At 43.3% G+C, this 21146-nt stretch carries 14 protein-coding genes and 1 tRNA gene; 10 read left to right on the forward strand and 5 right to left on the reverse strand.

Translation table 11 applies throughout. The features are described 5' to 3' along the window. Positions 1-135 precede the first annotated feature (135 nt). From PLH26_RS05490 to PLH26_RS05500, 3 genes are all read right to left on the reverse strand, one after another. On the reverse strand, positions 136-1218 hold the full coding sequence (locus PLH26_RS05490) for a FecR family protein (protein WP_324584991.1): 1083 nt from the start codon (positions 1216-1218) through the stop codon (positions 136-138). Between the two features lie 273 nt (positions 1219-1491). Further along, positions 1492-2505 carry a FecR family protein gene (locus PLH26_RS05495; RefSeq protein WP_324584992.1) on the reverse strand — a complete coding sequence of 338 codons (1014 nt, stop codon included), beginning with the start codon at positions 2503-2505 and terminating at the stop codon, positions 1492-1494. A gap of 69 nt (positions 2506-2574) precedes the next feature. After that, a complete protein-coding gene (locus PLH26_RS05500) occupies positions 2575-3120 on the reverse strand; it encodes an RNA polymerase sigma factor (RefSeq protein ID WP_324584993.1) in 546 nt (181 codons plus the stop codon). A gap of 211 nt (positions 3121-3331) precedes the next feature. Between PLH26_RS05500 and PLH26_RS05505 the strand changes: the two genes are divergently transcribed. The 9 genes from PLH26_RS05505 (at position 3332) to PLH26_RS05545 (ending at position 17272) form a co-directional block, all read left to right on the forward strand. Next, complete coding sequence (locus PLH26_RS05505) at positions 3332-3949, forward strand: RNA polymerase sigma factor (RefSeq protein WP_324584994.1); 618 nt, start codon at positions 3332-3334, stop codon at positions 3947-3949. Between the two features lie 57 nt (positions 3950-4006). Continuing rightward, the gene (locus PLH26_RS05510) at positions 4007-5230 is read left to right on the forward strand and encodes a FecR family protein (RefSeq protein ID WP_324584995.1); all 1224 of its coding nucleotides are present in this window, start codon (positions 4007-4009) and stop codon (positions 5228-5230) included. Between the two features lie 244 nt (positions 5231-5474). Continuing rightward, the gene (locus PLH26_RS05515) at positions 5475-8147 is read left to right on the forward strand and encodes a SusC/RagA family TonB-linked outer membrane protein (RefSeq protein ID WP_324584996.1); all 2673 of its coding nucleotides are present in this window, start codon (positions 5475-5477) and stop codon (positions 8145-8147) included. A 46-nt stretch (positions 8148-8193) separates the two neighbouring features. Next, complete coding sequence (locus tag PLH26_RS05520) at positions 8194-9963, forward strand: RagB/SusD family nutrient uptake outer membrane protein (RefSeq protein ID WP_324584997.1); 1770 nt, start codon at positions 8194-8196, stop codon at positions 9961-9963. A gap of 40 nt (positions 9964-10003) precedes the next feature. Further along, a complete protein-coding gene (locus PLH26_RS05525; RefSeq protein ID WP_324584998.1) occupies positions 10004-12199 on the forward strand; it encodes an alpha/beta fold hydrolase in 2196 nt (731 codons plus the stop codon). A 177-nt stretch (positions 12200-12376) separates the two neighbouring features. Beyond that, positions 12377-12532: an FAD-dependent oxidoreductase gene (locus tag PLH26_RS05530; RefSeq protein WP_324584999.1), complete on the forward strand. Its 156-nt coding sequence runs from the start codon at positions 12377-12379 to the stop codon at positions 12530-12532. Between the two features lie 83 nt (positions 12533-12615). Continuing rightward, the gene (locus PLH26_RS05535; protein ID WP_324585000.1) at positions 12616-14286 is read left to right on the forward strand and encodes an FAD-dependent oxidoreductase; all 1671 of its coding nucleotides are present in this window, start codon (positions 12616-12618) and stop codon (positions 14284-14286) included. Between the two features lie 42 nt (positions 14287-14328). Beyond that, positions 14329-15336 (forward strand): Rpn family recombination-promoting nuclease/putative transposase, encoded by a 1008-nt coding sequence (locus PLH26_RS05540; RefSeq protein ID WP_324585001.1) that lies wholly within the window; start codon positions 14329-14331, stop codon positions 15334-15336. A gap of 208 nt (positions 15337-15544) precedes the next feature. Further along, the gene (locus PLH26_RS05545; protein ID WP_324585002.1) at positions 15545-17272 is read left to right on the forward strand and encodes an FAD-dependent oxidoreductase; all 1728 of its coding nucleotides are present in this window, start codon (positions 15545-15547) and stop codon (positions 17270-17272) included. 110 nt (positions 17273-17382) lie between these two features. Here PLH26_RS05545 and PLH26_RS05550 read toward each other — a convergent pair whose 3' ends face one another. Then, the gene (locus PLH26_RS05550; RefSeq protein WP_324585003.1) at positions 17383-19626 is read right to left on the reverse strand and encodes a RelA/SpoT family protein; all 2244 of its coding nucleotides are present in this window, start codon (positions 19624-19626) and stop codon (positions 17383-17385) included. Between the two features lie 81 nt (positions 19627-19707). Here PLH26_RS05550 and PLH26_RS05555 point away from each other — a divergent pair. Further along, positions 19708-19789 (forward strand) — tRNA-Leu (locus PLH26_RS05555). Positions 19790-19827: 38 nt separating this feature from the next. Here the strand turns inward: PLH26_RS05555 and PLH26_RS05560 are convergent. After that, the gene (locus PLH26_RS05560; protein ID WP_324585004.1) at positions 19828-20997 is read right to left on the reverse strand and encodes an ATP-binding protein; all 1170 of its coding nucleotides are present in this window, start codon (positions 20995-20997) and stop codon (positions 19828-19830) included. Positions 20998-21146: the final 149 nt, after the last annotated feature.

A 21146-nucleotide genomic window follows, 5' to 3' on the forward strand; every position in this document is an offset into this window, starting at 1 on the left:
GGTTATAAAATAAACTTGCATCTTCCGTTTTCAGCCGTAAGACAAGTTTGTAACCATCCGGGAAATGCTCCAACATTTCCCGTTTTCTTTTTAAGCAGCTAAGAACTGTTATATATATTATACATACCTGTTGTATTATTTTGATATTACTATGGTTTCCTTCTCAATGCTGTAGTTAAAAGGATTGGCCAACTGTAAAGCCTGCAATACCTGGTGAATGGTTTCATTTTTAAAATTCACGTCAAACATCAGTTGTTTGGCGCTTTCATCTTTAAACCTGAATGCCATACCGTATTTGCGTTCCAGTTCCACCACCAGTTCGGAAAATATTTTGTTCCGGAAGATCAGCCGGTTGTCTATCCAGGATGTTTCAATAACCGCACTGTCGGCCGGGGCATAATTGATTTTACTTATTACCACCGGAGAAGGAATACCGGCTATTTTCCCGTCTGCCTCATTTTTTGTTTGCCCGTCGTTCATCACTACCAGCTTTTCGGCAGGATGCAGGATTATTTTTTCATTTGGGCGGTCATCTATCGTTACCTCTATCAATCCCCGTATAAGGCTGGTTTCGGAATTTTTATCGCCGGGGTAGGATTTTACGTTAAAAGCCGTTCCCAATACCCTGATGTTCATCTTTTGTGCGTGGATGATAAAAGGGCGGGTGGTATCTTTTTTTACATCAAAATAGGCCTCCCCGATCAATTCCACTTCGCGGATGGCGGCGTCAAAATTTTTATTGTAGATCAACCTGCTGCCTGCATTCAGCCAAACGGTTGAACCATCGGGCAAAATAATCTTTGAATGCGCCCCTGCCCGGGTAGCGATCTCGTTTTTCTTCAGCGTTTCTGCTTTCCCGAAATAGTATACGGCGTAAGAAAGCAGCAAGGCTAAGGCGCCGAAAGCGGCAACCCCAATAAAAGACCGGCTTCTTTTTTTTATTATATGGCTTTCTGCATTTCGGGGAAAGGCAGCTTCAGCCGCTGATGCCGCCGGAGCTTCCGCCTCCCCCAGGCGCAAAAGATGCTTTTGCAGGGAGGCTAATGCTTCCGCCCGGTTAATGGGTTTTTTAAGCCGCCACAGATCCGTAATGTTCTGTATGGGATAATGCAGGTTGGGGTGATGGCGCAACATCTTTTCCAATTCTTCCAATTCCCCCGGAGAGGCTTCTCCGGAAAGTTTTTTACCAAGAATAAGCCAAATACGATCAACTGTCATGGAAAAGCCGTTGTTTCAGTGATGAACAAAAAACAGGGATACTTCGGGATGGTCAATGCCAAAGCAATATCATCCTATAATTAACCCGTTTACCGTAATGACAACAGCCAACACCCTTTACCCCCAAGCGGCAGGCAATTTTTTTTGTGGATATAACATGATCAGCAAAAGGGCGCCTGCATTATCCGCAGACCCTTTTAAAATATTGACGGACACGGTATAAAGAATAAATATATGTTACCGCCGCGTTGATGTTTTGTTTTTATGTATATGTTACCGTATAACAAATTTGCGGCCTTCGTTGTGCAGTTTTGTATCTGATAGTTTGCAAAAAATGAGCAGCGCCTGTGATATTCCTATATCTTTCCTGAATGAAGCAGATATTCTCAGTTGCGGTACATCTTTACTTACAATGTCAATATTTACATTATAGATCCTTTCCAGGTCCGCAACAATATCTGTAAAAACCTCGTCATCGTAGATCATGTCACCCTGCCGCCAGGCAGCTATTTTGCTTACTGCAATATTTTTTTCTGTGATCTTTTCTTCTGCGTTATCAATTTTAACCTGCTGCCCTTTGGTAAGTGTTGCTACAATATTTTGATTTTGCTCAACATTTACCCTGCCCCGGCTTACGGATATGATCAGTTCTTTTTGACCGGGATACGCTTTTATATTAAAGGAAGTACCCGATACTATGGCAGACACTTTACCTGTATGAATGATAAAGGGTTTATCCGGAACATGCTTTACTTTAAAAAAAGCTTCGCCGTTCAGCAATACTTCTCTTTTGTTGTTGTTGAATTCATCCGGGAATTCAAGCGAACTGGCTGCATTCATCCACACTTCGGTGCTGTCGGGAAGCAACAGGTATTTTTGTTCGGAACGCTCACTGAATTTTTTGGTTAAAACGATAGCGGTATTCCGGTGTGCCTTAGTGTGGCCATCCATATCCCGCCGCAACAACCATACCGCAGCCGATACCATTAAAATAGCTGCTACCAGAACGATCAATACCGGGGTTTTTATCTTTTTTTTGCGTATCTGCTTGCCCGTTGCAACATTTACCTGGTCGGGCTCTGTAAGTACCAGCCGCCCGTTTTCATCAACATAGGTAAAGGAAGGATGGTTTTTACGGATGTCGTCATATATTTTTCTCACCATCCGCTTTAACGACGCCTCGCTGCTGCGGGTATTGCGGATATAGTAAAACAATTCTTCGAGCTCTTCCTGAGAGCACCTGTTGTTTTCATACTGGCGAAGCAGGTATCGTATTCTTTCTTCCATTGCACAAATATGCTCTTGTTGTAATGACGAAGCAACGCCGCATTGTTCCTATTGGAGATAAAAAAAAATCTAAAAAAACAGGGAAACCAGCTTTGCTGTGCGGCTAAGAAAATTCCTGACAGAGCGCATGGCATTAAAAAGCTGGTTCTTGACCGTATGGCGGGAGATATTGAGCTCATGGGCAATCTGGCAATAATTAAGCCCCTGTTCTTTGCTCAGGCGGTATATACGTTTGCGCTGGGGAGGCAAATGACAAATGGCTTTTTCAATGATCTGGCTGTATTCCCTTAAAGATACAATGTCCTCGGTTTCATTCATCATATGCTGCATATTGGTCCACAATGCATCTCTTAACCTTTTGTCGGCAGCGGTTTTACGCAAAAAATCAATCACTTTATTTTCGGTAAGCCTGTACAGCCAGGCATCCATATTGGTAATGGCATGGATATGACTGCGGTGTTCCCATAATTTTAGAAAAACCTCCTGCACAATATCCTTGGCATACTGATCGGATTTGGTAAGCGTTAAAGCAAGGGTATACAGCTTGTACTCGTGCCGTTTAAAAATATCTGTAAAACAAAGCTCCAGCGTGTGCTCATTACGTTGAGTGATCATGCAACACCTGTTTTGGGTTTAATAAATCCGATCATTTGGTTTTTTAAAAATAGTGAAAAAATGATACGCTTCGGTTTTTTACTGTTTTTTATTCCGTAATGCCAGGAGGCAGCCGGCTATGCACAGGAAGTGAAAGGAAAGAAAGCGTATTTTATCGTTGGCAGCTACCCGCCTGATTGACACCTCATACTAAATTCTTTTTCCTAACTTCATGCACCATTTCTTTACTGCTTTGGAAAAAGGAACGCACAATACGATTGACCATACCATATTTGAACGCCTCGCACGGGGTGACGAGGAAGCGTTCGGGGTGGTTGTACATACTCTTTATAAAAAATTATTTCTCTTTACGGTTTCTCTTGTCAGGTCAGAAAATGAGGCCGATGACATCATGCAGGAAGTATTTTTAAAGATATGGCTTCACCGTTCATCTCTCACCGCCATAGAAAACCCTTTCGGGTGGATATGCAGGATAATAGCCAATACCGCTTCTAATCATCTGAGATCAAGCATCAGGCGTGAGTTAAATTCACACCGGTTTAATAGCCAGTTGGCCCATGCTGAAGAGATTGAGGGTGGGATAGATGCGAAATTTACTCAATCATTGATTGATGAAGCTGTAAGCCTGCTGCCTCCAAAAAGAAAGCTTGTATTCTTATTAAACAAAAAAGAAGGACTTAGCCGAAAGGAGATTGCGGAGAGGCTGAATATTTCTGAGCATACAGTCCGCAACCAGCTTGCAGAAGCAATACAATTCATCCGGGAGCGCCTGAACTACAAAGGCGACCTCACTATTCTTTCCCTATTGATCCTGTTTCACATTTCCTGAAAAAAAACTTCTGCCGGATAGTACAGGAAGTAGCGCTGCGGTGTCTATAGTGGGCATATGAGCAACAATACTGATTTCAACTATTTAGTGCAGGGGTATATTTCGAATACACTTTCAGAAGAAGAGAAGTTACTGTTGTTGGAATCCCTAAGCAGCAGGGAAAATGTAAACAGGCTGAGTGAGATGTTTGCCGCACGATATAATCAGGCAACGTACGAAGGTTTTGTTTACGACAAGGAGAAGGTGGACACTATGATAAGAGACATCTTAGCACATAGTTCCCTGCCCAGGCGTTCAGCACATAGCATCGGATCACTATCCATATCCACACATACTACTGATGATCCGGCAGGAGAAAACAGTCTTACTGAAAACAAAAGAAGTACAATGCAAATGCCGAGCAATTCCTGGCTTAGATATGCTGCAGCGGCGGTACTATTCATCGGGATAGGAGCGGTATTATATTACAACAACAAAGAAACTGTACCAGAATCGCAGGTAGAGCAGGTGCAGGCAGGCGTACAGAACGATATACTGCCGGGCTCTGATAAAGCGGTGCTTACGCTAAGCAGCGGAAAAAAAATTGATTTAAATGCAAGTAGAGAACAGGTTATTACAGACGAAGGAATTGCCATTCGCAATGATGATGGTGCGCTGGTATATGGTAAGTCGGATGTAGCGGCATATAATACCATGACCACGCCCAGGGGTGGGCAATATAAATTGCAACTCTCCGACGGTACGTTGGTGTGGCTGAATGCTTCCAGCAGCATCACCTATCCCACGGCATTTCCGGGAAAAACAAGGGTGGTAAGCATTACCGGCGAAGCCTATTTTGAAGTAGCCAAGAATGCGGCAAAACCCTTTACAGTGAAAACCTATTCGGATGAAATTACAGTAAAAGGAACCTCTTTTAATGTAAACAGTTACCCGGAAGAACCCGGTGTAAAGACCTCACTTTTAGAAGGATTAGTTGAAATTAATGGTAGTTTATTAAAGCCGGGGAATGCCTATATGGATGGTAATATAGACGGAACAGATCTGAACAGGGATCTGGCCTGGAAAAACGGGACTTTCAACTTTCATCATGTTAAACTGTCGGAAGCCATGCGGCAGATTGCAAGATGGTATAATGTAGAAATGCGTTATGAAGGCAGAGTAGGTGATATAGAGCTGGGCGGTGAAATTGGCAGGGACCTCACCTTGCAACAATTATTGAGCGGATTACAGGATAAGGATATTCATTTCAGGCTGGAAGGGAAGGTACTTACGGTGTATTAGAGGATAAAGCACTTACAGGTTTTAGGCTACGGGTTACAATATGCACCGAAACTTGTGACCTGTAACGGCCCCGGACGAGAAGAACTTTAGCAATATTGATATTGTAAATAAAAAACCGGACGCTGCTCGCAACAGCATCCGGCGAAAATTTTGGGCTAACACTATAAAAGACCGGTTCAACAGACATATTATTCATTAACCCAAAACGTAACGAAAGTATGCAATTTACTGCTTTTGTCCACCAATGCACCGGCATTCGTGGAATTTTACCCAAAACTTTGCGAGTGATGCAACTCACCACTATTCTGCTATTAGGATTTTGCTTGCAAACAACCGCTACAGGCCTGTCGCAAACCATCACTTTTTCGGGAAAAAAAGTCTCTCTGGAAGAGGTGTTTGCCGTTATCAGGGAGCAAACCGACTATATGATATCGAATCAATTAATATCCTGAAAGATGCGAGCTCCGCAGCTATTTATGGTTCCAAGGCTGCTTCAGGTGTGGTTATTATTACTACTAAGAAAGGGAAAAGAGGTAAACCTGTTATTAGCTTTTCTTCCAAGTTAGGCATTACTGAAAGTTATAACCAGCGGAGGGGATTGGGGCCTAAAGAATATATCCGGTTTAGAGAGGATTTTCTTAGGCAATTGGATCCGGCAGCTAATTATAATTTTTTTACCAATCCTAATGAGCTTCCCGCCGATATGACTATTGATCAGTGGCGTGCTTTAAGTTCCAGTACGCCACTTGACGATAATATAAAAGAATGGATGGCACGATTGCCTCTCTTTCCGATAGAGCAGGAAAATTATCTCGCAGGCAGGACAATGGACATGCATGACGAAGTATTCAGAAAAGGACTTAGACAGGAATATGACATCAGCACTTCCGGAGGAACCGATGCTTTGAAATATTATTGGTCCATAGGGTATGATAATAATGAAGGGATCAGGGTGGGCGATCAATATTCAACAATAAGATCCAGGCTGAATGTAAATTTTAAAATAGTAGATTGGTTAAATGTTGGATTGAACAGCCAGTTTTCCGACGGAGGCACCAATTCGGTTCCTGCCAGTATGAATTTCTATGTAAACAGCCCTTATGGACAAATGTTTGACACGGACGGCAACCTGGAAAGATACCCGCACGGGCATTCCGATAATCCTTTATTAGATTACTATCGTACTTCTTTGCTAAATAAAACAAACAGTCTTTTTGCCAATATGTATGCGGAAATAAAGCTTCCGTTCGGAATAAAGTTCAAAACCTCCTTTCAGCCATTCTATCAGACGTATAAAAATTTTAGCTTCACAACTATCAGTAAAAAACTGGGAGGTGCAGCCAATGAGTTACCAACGGGCACAAGAGAGGAGTCTTCTGCTATGAATTGGATGGTGGATAACCTGTTGACCTGGAACAGGAAGTTTGGCGTACATGATTTTAATGTAACGCTGTTGGCAAATGTTGAAGGAAACCGTCATTGGTCTTCATCTATGTCCAATAAGGACTTTAGCCCCAATCAACAACTTGGATACAACGGACTCCAGTTCGGTAATTCTCCTACAATAAATAATAATGATACTAAAAGTACGGGAGATGCATTAATGGCAAGGTTAAACTATTCCTTGCTGAATAAATATCTTTTAACTGCGTCTGTAAGGCAGGATGGCTACTCTGCGTTTGGCCTGGAAAATCCACGTGCTTTATTTCCGGCTTTGGCATTTGCCTGGGTGGTTACCAATGAAAAATTTTTCAGAGTTGATTTTATAAACAAGATGAAACTTAGAGCTTCCTGGGGAGCGAACGGTAACAGGGATATTGGGATTTATTCGGCCCTGGCAAAATTGGGATCAAATGCATGGTACGATGGCAGTAGTGTTCGTGTAGGCGTATCTACTTCAAGTCTGGCAAACGGCGGATTGAAATGGGAAAAGACCAGTGCTCTTAATTTAGGGTTGGATATAGCTTTGCTGGAAAACAAAATTGACCTTAGCGCAGATGTATATGACATGACTACTACTGACCTTTTAATGAACCGGACCCTTCCGAGAGTTACAGGATTTTCAAGCATTACAACCAATCTTGGTGAAGTAGGAAATAAAGGATTTGAGATGACTTTAAGCACGAAAAATGTTCACAGACCAAATTTTTCATGGGAGTCAAGTCTTGTCTTTTCATTCAACAGAAATAAGATCAAGTCTCTTTTTGGAGATACCGGAACGTATATTCTTTTGGGGCAACAGCGTACAGGAGAAGTTCCGGATTTTACCAACGGCTGGTTCCCGGGTGAAGCAATTGATGTAGTATGGGATTATAAAGTTACCGGTATATGGCAATTGGATGAAGCAGCAGAAGTTGCTAAGTATGGTATGCAGCCTGGTGATTTTAAATCCGTTGACGTTAATAAGGATAGTAAATACGTGGATATAGAAGATAAACAGTTTATAGGATATACTGTTCCGAGATATCGTCTGGGATTAAGGAATGATTTTGCATTCTTAAAAAATTTCACCGCATCAATTTTTGTTCGTGCCGATTTTGGTCACATAAGTTCATATAGTGCAGCATTAAACGCTGGTTTCGAGTCCAATGATAGATGGAATAGAAATAATGGTCCCGTACCTTACTGGACAGCAGACAGACCTAATAATGAATATGCACGTCTTAATGTCAATACAGGTGGTTATGGAGGAGGGTTAATGATATATAAACCTTCCTCCTTTGTAAGAATTCAGGACGTATCCCTGGCCTATAGTTTACCTCCGTCATTACTAAGGCGTATTAAAATGATTAATATGCAGCTATTCGGTTCAGTAAGAAATCTTGCCACATTTACCAAATGGCCCGGGTGGGATCCTGAATCAGGAATGAGCGCTATGCCACGGACTTTTACAATTGGGTTAAACTGCTCATTATAATCCTGCTATTTAAACTCATTACGTTTAAACGTTAAAGCGAAATACAATGAAAAAAATTAAAATATTCATCCTGCAATTAGTCATCCTTATGATAGGGGTTTCATGCTCAAAGGACAGACTAAAGCCCGACCCACTTTCGTTCTTTACGCCTGAAAATGTTTTTGTTGATGAAGCCGGATTTGAAGCCGGACTGGTAACATGCAGAAAGCAAATTAATGCAGAAAACCATGGATACATCAATTATATTGCTAATGAAACATCTTTTTCAGATCTTGCTGTTCCACTTCGTCAGAGTGATTGGAATAAGATTACTCCAAGTAGTGTTATTAGAGAACCGGTTTTAACTTTTTTTGATAATGCGTATACTTATATTAAAAATGCGAATACCATAATCACCCGGATAGATGACATTGAATGGGTTGATCCAAATGCCAAAAATCGTATCTTATCAGAGGCGCTTTGGTTTCGCGCCTACTGGTATTACCGGTTAGTGAATACTTATGGGGATATTCCCTGGGTTGGTGAAGAATTAAAAGGCCCAAAACTGGATTACTATTCTACCAGCCGGTCTGCTATACTTGACCAGCTTCAAAAAGATTTGGAGTATGCGCTTCAATGGTTGCCTGTTACAGCAGCAAAACTTGGAGATGTAACCAAAGGCGCCGTTAATCATCTTTTGACAAAAATATATTTGGAAACCGGCCATTTTGATAAAGCAATATCTGCAGCCTCAGATGTCATTAACGGCCCTTATGCGCTAATGACCAGCAGGTTTGGAAGCGATGCTTCTAAATCTTATTATAACGTTATGTGGGATTTACATCGTTGCGAAAACAAAAATATTCCTGCAAATACAGAAACAATTTATGCTACGGTTGACAGAGCAGATGCTCCTCCAAATACATGGTATGATGGCATCGGCACTTGCGCCATGCGAACTTATTCACCTTGTTATTGGAGAGTGCTCGACGCAACAGGTAACAGAGCAACCAACTGGGATACTAAATCGGGAGATACGCTTGGCATTGGTAATGGCGATGTGAGAACCAATGATTTTTGGCATTACTGGATATGGGGAGATAAAGACTATGCATGGAATACCACACCTGATATGCGCAGAGCTGAGTGTAATTGGATTGAGATGGGCGAGTCAACTTCTGAAATAATTACTGTAAGGGCCGGATCTCCCAACTTTGGCGAACCACTTACTAAAAAATACTATAAGAGTTTATATGATACGATGGATACATGGTATTCCTGGCCCAACAATAAAGTTTATGTGCCAACGCCCAACTTCATCCAACCTTGGGGAGGGCAGGGAGACTGGTATATATTCCGCTTAGCGGAAACTTACCTTCTGAGGGCAGAGGCTTATTTTTGGAAAGACCAGACAGCCCTTGCTGCAGATGATATCAACAAAGTAAGGGAACGTGCGCATGCTCCGCTTATCTCGGCTTCGGATGTTACTATTGATTATATTTTTGATGAGCGTGCCCGTGAATTGTACGCGGAAGAGCCAAGGCATTCAGAGATGGTAAGAGTATCATTTATTTTCGCAAAGCTCAATAAGGATGGATATAGTTTAGCGACTATTAGCGATAAGAACTGGTATTATGATCGTGTGAAGAAGAATAATCCGTTCTTCAGTCCACCGCTGTATGTGTTTTGGGATAATACTGCTACTATTTATCCGCATAATATGTTATGGCCTATCCCGCAGTCAGTGATAACGGCAAATACATTAGGAAGGATCAACCAGAATATTGGTTATGCCGGGGCAGATCAAAATGTTCCCCCATTAGAAACTATACCTTAACATTCACAATGTGTTTGCATTGCTATAAAAATTTAATTCATTGAAAAAGTATATTATAGCATGTACGCTGTTGGCCGTGCTGGGTGGAAATCACCTGACTGCTTCTGCCCAGACAAAAGCATGGCCCGATTCTATCGGTATCAACGATCTTCCTTCCATTCCCTTCCTGCCGGACCCACTGGTATTGGATGAAGGTAAAAAAGATATTCCTATAATAACCCAGAAACAGTGGTACAAAAAAAGAGACGGGATACGCGGGCAATACCAACATTGGATATCGGGCTCGGTTCCTCCTCCTCCTGAAACGTTTCATGTGAAAGTATTAAGAGAAAAGACAGAAGGCGGAGTAAAGCTGCAAATGGCAGAACTAAGCTTCGGGCCCGGGTATAAAGCGAAGATGACGGTAGAATTAATGATACCTCTTTCAGCTAAAGCATTGCCCGTGTTTATGACCCAGTGGAATCACAGGGGGTGGGCGCAGGTAGCAGTGAGAAGAGGCTACATAAGCTGTGTATATGCCGGCGCTGATGTGAAAGACGATACAAAGAACTATAATGAAATTTTTGCAGGATATGATTTTGCCACTTTGATGAAACGGGCGTGGGGAGCTTCGCGGGTCATAGATTACCTCTATCAATTACCGGAAGTGGATACCGCCCGCATTGCATTAACGGGGCATTCCCGCAACGGGAAGCAATCGCTGATGGCAGCCGCCTTCGACAAGAGGATTAAAGCAGTAGTGAGCAGCAGTGGGGGAACCGGAGGTGAAAGCACATTCAGGTGGTCTGATGAGCGGTTTGATTCTGAATCACTCGAAGAGATTACCCGTAACTTTCCACACTGGTTTTCTCCCCGCCTTCATTGGTTTGCCGGCCGTGAACAAAAGCTGCCTGTAGATCAGAATTCATTGATGTCGCTGATAGCGCCCAGGGGATTGATGCTGGTGTCTGCTATTACTGAAGAACAGGGCAATCCATGGGGAATAGGGCAATCATACCAATCAGTAAAGAAAGTATATCATTTTTTAAAAGCGGATGCGAAGATCGCGATCCTGTTGCGCCGCGGGCGGCACCAGCATGCTGCAAGGGATGTGGAAGATTTTATTGATTTCTTTGACTATATTTTTGGTCGTTCTCACAAGGCTCCTGAAAATAAATTGTATTATGATTATTCATTTGAGAAATGGGAGCAGTTAAGCGGAGAAAGCATAGATCCTTTGAAATTCCCCGTTGGTAAAAAAGCGGTATCTGTGCAACAAGACAGTATCCGGAACAAGGTCTGCTGGCTGCTGGGAGATGAGCCGTCGGGCGTACCTTCAGAGACGCTACTGTCTTCCCTTTTAAAAAAGAACAGTACTTATCCTGATGATTATCTCGAAGAGGTGATAAGCGAGTCCTCTTTGCCTGCCGGCATAAAGAAAATGTCCGTTGGTCCTTATACGCCTCTTGGGGATGATTTGTGGGGAAATATTTATTTTCCTGCGGGAAGTGTTACTGAAGATTCTGTATCTGGAAAGCTGCCGTTGGTCATATACCTGCATGAGTATTCCTATGCCACGGGTTACCACAGGCGGAGCATACCGTTCTTCCGCCGGCTTATCGAAAAAGGCTTTGCAGTACTGGCATTGGATATGGCAGGTTTTGGAACCCGCGTTGACGAAGCGTTGCATTTTTATGACCGCTATCCTCGTTGGTCACTGCTGGGCAAAATGGTGTCGGATACCCGGGATGTTATTAATGATGCCTATACACGGATGCCTTTTATTGATACGGGAAAAATATACGTAGCAGGCTATTCCCTGGGAGGTACAGTAGCATTATTCGCTGCTGCGCTGGATACCCGCGTAAAGGGCGCTGCTGTGGTAAGCGCATTCAGTTCTTTTAGAAACGACAATAAAGGCACTGAAGGGATCAGGCATTATGCCGCATTGCATGGCCTTATCCCCCGGCTGGGCTTTTTTATCGGTCATGAAGACCGTATCCCGGTAGATTTTGACGAGATACTGTCTTGCATAGCGCCCCGTTCATTGTTGATTATTGCGCCTAAGAGAGACCGAAGCCATTCAATAGAGCGTGTACAGAAAATTGTATCGCCTGTATCGGCACTATATCAGCAAAAACAGGCAGGTGATAAGTTAACATTTGAGCAACCTGATACCTGTAACGGCTTCCCCGATAGGTTGCAGCAGGAAGTAACTGGATGGATGAGCGAGAACGCCAAACAGCAAGATCCTTAAAAATTTAAATACAACGGCATTGATTACAGCGTGGTTTTCAATTACCGGAATACCACCAACAATCCGGTCATCGCCAGTTCCCGGATGGGATAAACACATGCAAAATCCCCGGCGATCCTTCCTGTGGCCTGGGATGGGCATCAATAACGGGGCGGATTTTCGACCAATACAATAGGAATGCCTGTTTTTATGGTGTCCGGGCAACCGGCTGCAATGGCTGCTTCACTGGCGATTTCAAAAAATGTTCCTGTACAAAAAGTGAGCGTGCCTGAATTGCAGCAATGGCTTCATGAAGATCCTTTTTTAGAGAAAAGAAGCTTTAATAATAAGTAACGAAGCGGAGTAACCATATGCCGGGTTATATTTACAGTAATTAAATCACCGGTGTTTAAACCGGCATAATAAAAAACATACGGGTGAAAAGAAGAAATTTTATAAGATCTCTTGCCATAGGCAGCGGAGCAGCTGTATCCGCCGGCAGTCCGGTATTTGCATATACCGCCCCGGGTAAAGGGAAAAAATATGATGCGGACATTATTATTTACGGCGGAACATCCGCAGCAGTTACTGCCGCAGTGCAGGCAAAAAAGCTCGGAAAATCTGTAATTATTGTCTCACCGGATAAGCATCCCGGCGGCATGACATCGGGAGGACTTGGATTTACCGATACAGGAAACAAAACGGTGATCGGTGGTTTGGCACGGGAATTTTATCATCGCATATATCTTCATTACAACCGCCCGGAATCCTGGAAATGGCAAAAGAAGGAAGCCTACGGCAATAAAGGACAGGGTACCCCTGCGGTAGATGGAGAGAACAGAACGATGTGGATATTTGAGCCGCATGCGGCTGAAAAAGTGTTTGAAGATCTTGTAAAGGAAAATGGCATACCGATATTGCGCAATGAATGGCTGGATCGTGAAAAAGGTGCAGAAATAAACAATGGACGGATCATCTCTTTTAAAACAGTAAGTGGTAATATTTTTTCGGGGAAGATGTTTATAGATGCTACCTACGAGGGCGACCTGATGGCGGCTGCGCATGTTGGTTATACTGTAGGAAGAGAACCCGCCGGTTTGTACAACGAAAAATGGGGCGGTATAGTAACAGAAGTATTTCATCACGGGCATTACTTCAAATCGAACATTGATCCTTATAAAACACCGGGCGATCCGTTAAGCGGGCTGCTTCCCCGTATTTCGCCGGATCCGCCGGGCAACAGGGGCAACGGAGATAAAAAAGTGCAGGCATATTGTTACCGCATGTGTTTATCCAACCACCCCGAAAACCAAGTGCCTTTTCCCCGGCCCAAAGATTATGATCCTTATCAATATGAATTGATCGTAAGGATTTTTAATGCAGGGTGGCGGGAGCTTTTCCAGAAGTTTGATCCCATTCCCAATATGAAAACCGATACCAACAATCATGGACCATTCAGTACAGACAATATAGGAATGAACTATGCATACCCGGATGCTTCTTATAAGTTGCGTCGCCGGATCATTGAAGAACACAAAATCTATCAGAAGGGCCTGATGTATTTTATAGCTACCGATCCGCGTATTCCACGGGAGGTGCAGGATGAGTTCAATAGCTGGGGGCTTGCCAAAGATGAATTTGCAGATAACGACAACTGGCCGCAACAGCTATATGTGCGTGAAGCGAGACGTATGGTGGGAGAGCTTGTGATGACAGAAAATGAGATCCTGGGTAAAAATCCTGTTACAGATCCTATTGGTATGGGTTCGTATACATTGGATTCGCACAATATTCAACGTTATGTAACGCCGCAGGGATATGTGCAGAATGAAGGTGATTTTGGCGTGCATGTACCCCGGCCGTACAGTATATCTTACAGATCCATTCTTCCCAAAGAAAAGGATTGTAAAAACCTGCTGGTGCCCGTATGCCTGTCGAGCTCGCATGTTGCTTACGGCTCCATACGTATGGAGCCTGTATTCATGATCCTGGGAGAATCTGCTGCCACCGCCGCTGTAAATGCAATAGACAATCGGGTAAGTGTGCAGAAGGTAAATTATGGTGAATTGAAAAAGCAGTTATTAGAGCAGGGGCAGCGGCTTGACTGATATAGTATAATCAGGCTGATCAATATTATGTTATCTTTAATTATGAAAAACACCACAAGAAGCATTGCACCGCCTATCGGGCGTTTTATTGACCCGCTCACCGATTTCGGCTTCAAAAGGATCTTCGGATCTGAGCCCAACAAGGATTTATTGATAGCCTTCCTGAACGAATTATTCAAAGGACGAAAAGTAATAAAAGACCTGGTGTATAACCAGCAGGAAAATAATGGCCCGGTACAACATTACCGCAAAGCCATTTTTGACCTTACATGCACGGGAGCGAATGGCGAAACTTTTATTATTGAAATACAGAGAGCAGAGCAGAAATTTTTCACCGACAGGGCGGTCTTTTATACTTCAAGTAAGCTGCATGAACAGGGGCAAAAGGGTAATAAGAACTGGGACTTCGAGTTAAAAGAAGTATATTTCATAGCGTTGATGGATTTTAACTTTGCCGGTAGTTCATCTAAAAAGTACCTGCACCGGGTAAGGCTGGCAGAAGAAGAGACCGGTGAAACCTTTTATAACAAGCTGGGATTTATATTTTTGGAGTTACCTAACTTTAACCTGGAAGAAGATGGAATAAAAACTGATCTCGAACGTTGGATGTATGTGCTGCGTAACATGGCAAAAATGGAAAAAATTCCTGTAATTTTACATAAGAAAATGTTTCAGAAATTGTTCCATATAGCTGAAATAGCCAATTTAAAAAAAGAAGAGTATATGTTGTACGAAAAAGCACTTTTAGAAAAATGGGATGCATATGCCGTAAAAAAAACAGCAGAAGAAAAAATTAAAAAAGCAATGAAAGAGGGCATGGAGAAAGGTATCGAAAAAGGTATCGAGAAAGGCATGGAAAAAGGCATGGAGAAAGGTATTGAGAAAGGTATTGAGAAAGGTATTGAAAAGGGTGCAGAACAAAAAGGCTACGAGGTTGTAAAAAATCTTATTATCAAATTTGGATTTAATGATGAGCAGGCTGCTAATGCGACTGGTATTCCTGTTGCCGTTGTTAAAAAAATACGTGCCGCACTAAAAAAGAAAAAATAATGCTTTCGCAGGGCGTTATTGAGAGGAACGATCAACTGTTTAATGCTCTTGTTGATCATAGCCTCTTCACTGTTTCTCATTTCCACCAATCTAAAGATCATAGTTTAGCATATCAGGAAGTTTTAGGCTCATTTGGGTCTTTGTCACTCCTGATTAACAATTGTTCAAAGAGCAGCGATCCAATCAGCGTATCATCAATACATCAATTGTGAAAAGAAGAAATTTTATCCGGTCATTAAGTCTTGGCGGCAGCGCTATTGCGGCAGCGCCTGCAAGCATCACTTCGGTTATACCAGCTGCACATCATCCCAAAAAAGCAGTCCTGGAACAGTCAGCAGATATTGTGGTTGCAGGTGGCGGCATGGGTGGTTGTGCCGCCGCACTGGCAGCGCTCCGCAACGGTTTTCGGGTGATCATGACCGAGGAAACAGACTGGATAGGCGGGCAGCTCACCCAGCAGGGACTGAGCTGCCCTGATGAGCACCCCTGGATAGAATCTTTTGGGGCCACCCGGCTTTATCGCGACCTGCGTACAGCCATCCGGGAATATTATATACGCTATTACCCGCTTACCGAATCTGCCAGGGCAAACAAGCATTTGAACCCGGGAACCGGATCGGTTTCCAGGTTATGCCACGAGCCGCGTGTAGCCTTAGCCGTGTTGAACAGTATGCTGGCTCCTTACCTGGGATCGGGCAAGCTAACGTTATTGCTGCAGCACAAAATTGTAAGTGCAGACACCGATGGCGACAGGGTGAAAGCACTAAAGGCACGTTCCTCTCAAACAGGAAATGAAATGATCCTCCGGGCTCCTTATTTTATTGACGCCACGGAACTTGGCGAATTATTGCCATTAACAAAAACCGAGTACGTAACCGGATCGGAATCGAAAAAGGAAACACGCGAACTGCATGCATCGGAAAAAGCCGATCCCACCAATAACCAGGCATTCACCTGTTGCTTTGCCATGGATTACTTACCCGGCGAAAATCACATCATTGACAAACCCGCAGGCTATGATCACTGGTGCAACCTGATACCCGATCTAACACCTTCCTGGCCGGGGAAATTATTGTCATTATCTTATTCAACTCCTTCCACACTGCAACCAAAGGCATTGGGCTTTGATCCAACCGGCAAGCCAACCGGGGAAACACTCAACTTATGGAACTACCGGCGCATTGCCGATGCGAATAATTTTAGCCCGGCATTTTATGCAGGTGATATTAGCATAGTGAATTGGCCGCAGAATGATTATTTCAGTCATAACATCATTGATGTAAACGAAAAGGACTTTCATCATTTTATTGACCAGGGTAAACAGTTGAGCCTGTCGCTTTTTTACTGGCTGCAAACAGCAGCGCCGCGGCCCGACGGAGGATTGGGCTGGCCGGGTTTACGCCTGCGCGGAGATATTGTGGGAACAACAGATGGCTTAGCCAAGTATCCCTATATTCGTGAATCGCGTCGCATCAAAGCCGTGTTTACTGTGCTGGAAGAGCATGTAGGTAAAGAAAACAGGATACTGGCAGCAGGAAAAAAAGCGGCCAACCGTGCAACTGATTTTTTTGACAGCGTGGGTATCGGTTATTACCATATTGACCTTCATCCGAGCACAGGCGGCAACAACTACATAGATTTTGCATCCCTGCCGTTCCAGATACCTTTGGGAGCGTTATTACCCCGGCGAATGCAAAACCTGATTCCTGCCAATAAAAACATAGGCACTACCCATATTACCAATGGTTGCTACCGGCTGCATCCTGTGGAGTGGAATATAGGTGAAGCTGCCGGTTTGCTTATTACATATGTCCTTGGTAAAAAGCTTTCACCGCACGCGGTAAGGGATAAGAGGGATCTGCTGGAAGGTTTTCAGCAGTTTATCCGTGCGCAGGGTATCGCAACACACTGGCCGGATGAAATATTAAAATCATAACCGGGGTGCTGCGTCAAATGCTAAGGTGAGGGGCGTGGATAGTGAATGGAGAAACACCCCACTCACTTTTCACGATAACATACAGATATTATGTTTTTCCCTGTTTATTTTTATACGGTATCCGTATCATACCGCTCTACAGCTTCAATGCCGGGCAGTTTTTTCAGCCGGTCAACCAGTTCATCCAGCTCTTCCTTATCGTGAACAAATAGTTTTATATTCCCTTCAAAGAGCCCTTCTTTGGCTTCTACGGTCAAAGCGGCTATATTGATCTTCAATTCACCCGATACCAGGTTGGTGATCTTATGAATTACGCCCACGTCATCGAGCCCTACAATTTTTAAACCGGTAAGAAAGGAAATTTCCTTGTTCTTGGCCCATTTGGTTTTTACTACCCGGTGTCCGAAATTAGACATCAGCCTTGCGGCATTGGGACAATTGGTACGATGAATGATCAGCCCTTTACCCGTACTCACAAAACCAAAAACGTCATCGCCCGGTATGGGCTTGCAGCAATTGGCCAAAGTATATACGATCCTGTCACTGCTTTCACCGAAAATGATCAGCTCGTTCTCTTTTTTGTGTACGGGTCGGTTAACATCGGGTTCAGGATGCTTAACTTCAGGTTCGGTTTTTACAGGCTTTGGCATAACCAGCTTATCGCCCAGCACCTGGAATTCTTCCTTTAATTCTTTAAGATCAATGTTTTTTACAGCTACCTGATAATACAGATCAAGGGGTGAAGCCATTTTATAAAAAGAAACAAGCTCTTCTATATTCGCCTGGCTTACCGATGCGCCTATGCTTTCGAGCCTGCGCTGCAGCATATATTTTCCTTCTCCCGCAACTTTGCGCTTTTCTTCTTTCAGCGCATCCTTTATTTTGCTTTTAGCCTTTGTTGTCACTACAAAATTCAGCCAGTCTTCGTGAGGTTTTTGCTTATTGCTGGTAATAATTTCTATCTGGTCGCCGCTGCGCAGCTTATGACTGATAGGAACGAGCTTATGATTTACCTTGGCGCCAATACACTTGGAGCCCACCACGCTGTGCACGGAAAATGCAAAATCCAGTGCCGTAGCGCCCACCGGCAGCATCTTTACATCGCCCCTGGGTGTATATACATAAATTTCCTCGGCAAGAAAAGAGGTTTTAAAATCCTGCAGGAAATCTATGGAGCTTACATCCTGCGCCAGGGCTTCGCGTATCTGTGTAAACCATTTGTCGAACCGGCTCTCGTCATTGGTACCTTCTTTATATTTCCAGTGCGCCGCCAGCCCTTTCTCTGCAATTTCATTCATGCGCTTTGTCCTGATCTGCACTTCTACCCACTTGCCCTGCGATCCCATTACGGTTGTGTGCAGGGCCTCATAACCATTCGATTTTGGATTGCTCAGCCAGTCGCGCAACCTTTCGGGCGAAGGAATATACATGTCCGTTATCATGGAATATGCTTTCCAGCAATCTTCTTTTTCCTTTTCAGGGGGTGTTTCCAGTATAACACGGATCGCAAAAAGGTCATACACTTCTTCAAATGCCACTCCTTTTTTCTTCATTTTATTCCAGATGGAATGGATGGATTTGGGTCTTCCGTACACTTCCACTTTAAGCCCGGCTTTCTCCAATCCTTCTTTAATAGGTCGTATGAACTCGTTGATATACCTGGTTCGTTCCCTTCGTGTTTCCGCCAGCTTCCTTGCTATTTCCCTGTAAATATCAGGTTCCAGGTATTTCATCGCGAGATCTTCCATCTCCGTTTTAATGGTATACAATCCCATGCGGTGCGCCAGCGGAGCATACACATATACGGTTTCACTCGATATTTTCAATTGCTTTTCCCGCTTCATGCTGTCTAAGGTGCGCATGTTGTGCAGGCGATCGGCTAATTTGATAAGGATAACGCGGGGATCATCCGTAAGGGTGACCAGTATTTTTTTAAAATTTTCTGCCTGCTGACTGGTATTGGTATCTACTACATTGGCTATTTTGGTAAGCCCGTCAATGATGCGTGCGATTTCACCGCCAAAAGCCCTTTCAATATCTTCCAGGGTAAGATCGGTATCTTCTACGGTATCGTGGAGCAGGGCGCAAATAGTAGAACGAACACCCAGCCCTATTTCTTCAACACATATACGCGCTACTGCAATAGGATGCAAAATATAAGGTTCACCGCTTTTCCGGCGCATGGTTTTGTGGGCGTCTGCAGCCATTTCAAAAGCCAGCCTCAATAATTCCCTGTGCCCCGGCTTCAATTTAGGTTTAAGACATCTCAGCAATGCCCTGTACTGACGAACAATTTCCTTTTTTTCTTCTTCTTCGTTCAGATTGTATTTTGGCGTTTTAACATCAGCTTCCATATAAATCCAAATTTAAGTAAAATCTACTACCTTTGCCGTCCCAAAAAACGCTGGGACCTTTTAACAGTCCGGAAAAAAGAAGCGGGTGTGGCGAAATTGGCAGACGTACCAGACTTAGGATCTGGCGCCGCGAGGCATGGGGGTTCGAGTCCCTCCACCCGCACTTTTTACTATATAGCAATCTCACAGAATTTGTAACCGCTATTCTTTACAGGGTAGCTTTTTTTGTTTCCCCACGGTTATCCAATCCAGGTAATTATCTTTTGTAATACAATCAAACAAGGCTTCAGGATATGCTGTTGAAAATGCAGTAGGAATTTTAACTTTTTTGTTGTTATTATATTTAAACTCCCAGGCATGCAGCCTGCCCTGTTTTAACTCAATAAGGTCTACTTCCTGCTGATCATAATTACGCCAGAAATAATACTGAACATACTCATGGAGATAGCTATTGCGTTTTATGCGTTCACTTAAAAGATAATTTTCCCAAAGACTACCGGCATCCTGGCGAAGATTCAGTAATCGCAGATTGCCTGCAATCGCATTGCGAATGCCATTATCTGCGAAGTACCACTTAGACCCCTTGGATATTTCCTTACGCTGGTTGGTACTGTAGGCTGGCAGCCGGTAGATGAGAAATACTTTGCTCAGTAAATCCAGGTAACTTTCAACGGTATTTTTACTGATACCCAGTTGATTCCCAAGCTCATTATACGAAACTTCGCTACCTGTTTGAAAAGCTATCAGCCTGAGCAATTTCATGATTTTATTTGACTGGCGTATTCCTTCAAAAGCCAGGATGTCTTTTAACAAATAAGACTGTATTAACTCCTGTAAGTATTCTTCTTTTTCACGGTAAGAAGGCAACTGAAGTATTTCGGGATAAGAACCAAAAATAAGCCGCTCTTCCAAATGCTGCCTGGTTTCAACAAAATTTTCCCGGCTTTCCAATTCCATTTGAGCAACCGGATATAATTGAAATTGAATTTTTCTTCCCGTTAAAGGTTCCCCTGCCTTGTTCAGTAAATCAAAAGAAGATGATCCTGTGGCTATTATAGTCAGCTTCGGTAAGCTGTCAATCATCAGCTTCAATACTTTTCCCGTTTCCGGGATCGCTTGCGCTTCATCTATAACCAGCAGTTGGGCATCTCCCGCTATTCTTTTATAGTTTGCAGCCGTTCGCTGACGGAGTATCTCCTGAGTATCCATATCCTCGCCATTCAACACTATTACCTGCTTGTCGTATTCCTTAACGAGTTTGTTGATCAAAACAGTTTTCCCTACACGTCGGGTACCGAGGATCAACAGCACTTTGTTCTTTCCAATCAGGCTTTTTAACCGGACTTCGATTACTCTTGTCAGGATTTGCATAATAATTTCGTCAGTTAATTGACGAAATTATGGATAAATCTGTCAATACGAAGGATAAATTAAAATACTATTTTGAATTACTTTAAAAATAATATTATTATACATGATTATTATTTACCATTTTAAATTGAAGTTCCGATATGGAGGCT

The sequence above is a fragment of the Agriterribacter sp. genome, from assembly GCF_035444585.1.
Lineage (GTDB): Bacteria > Bacteroidota > Bacteroidia > Chitinophagales > Chitinophagaceae > Agriterribacter.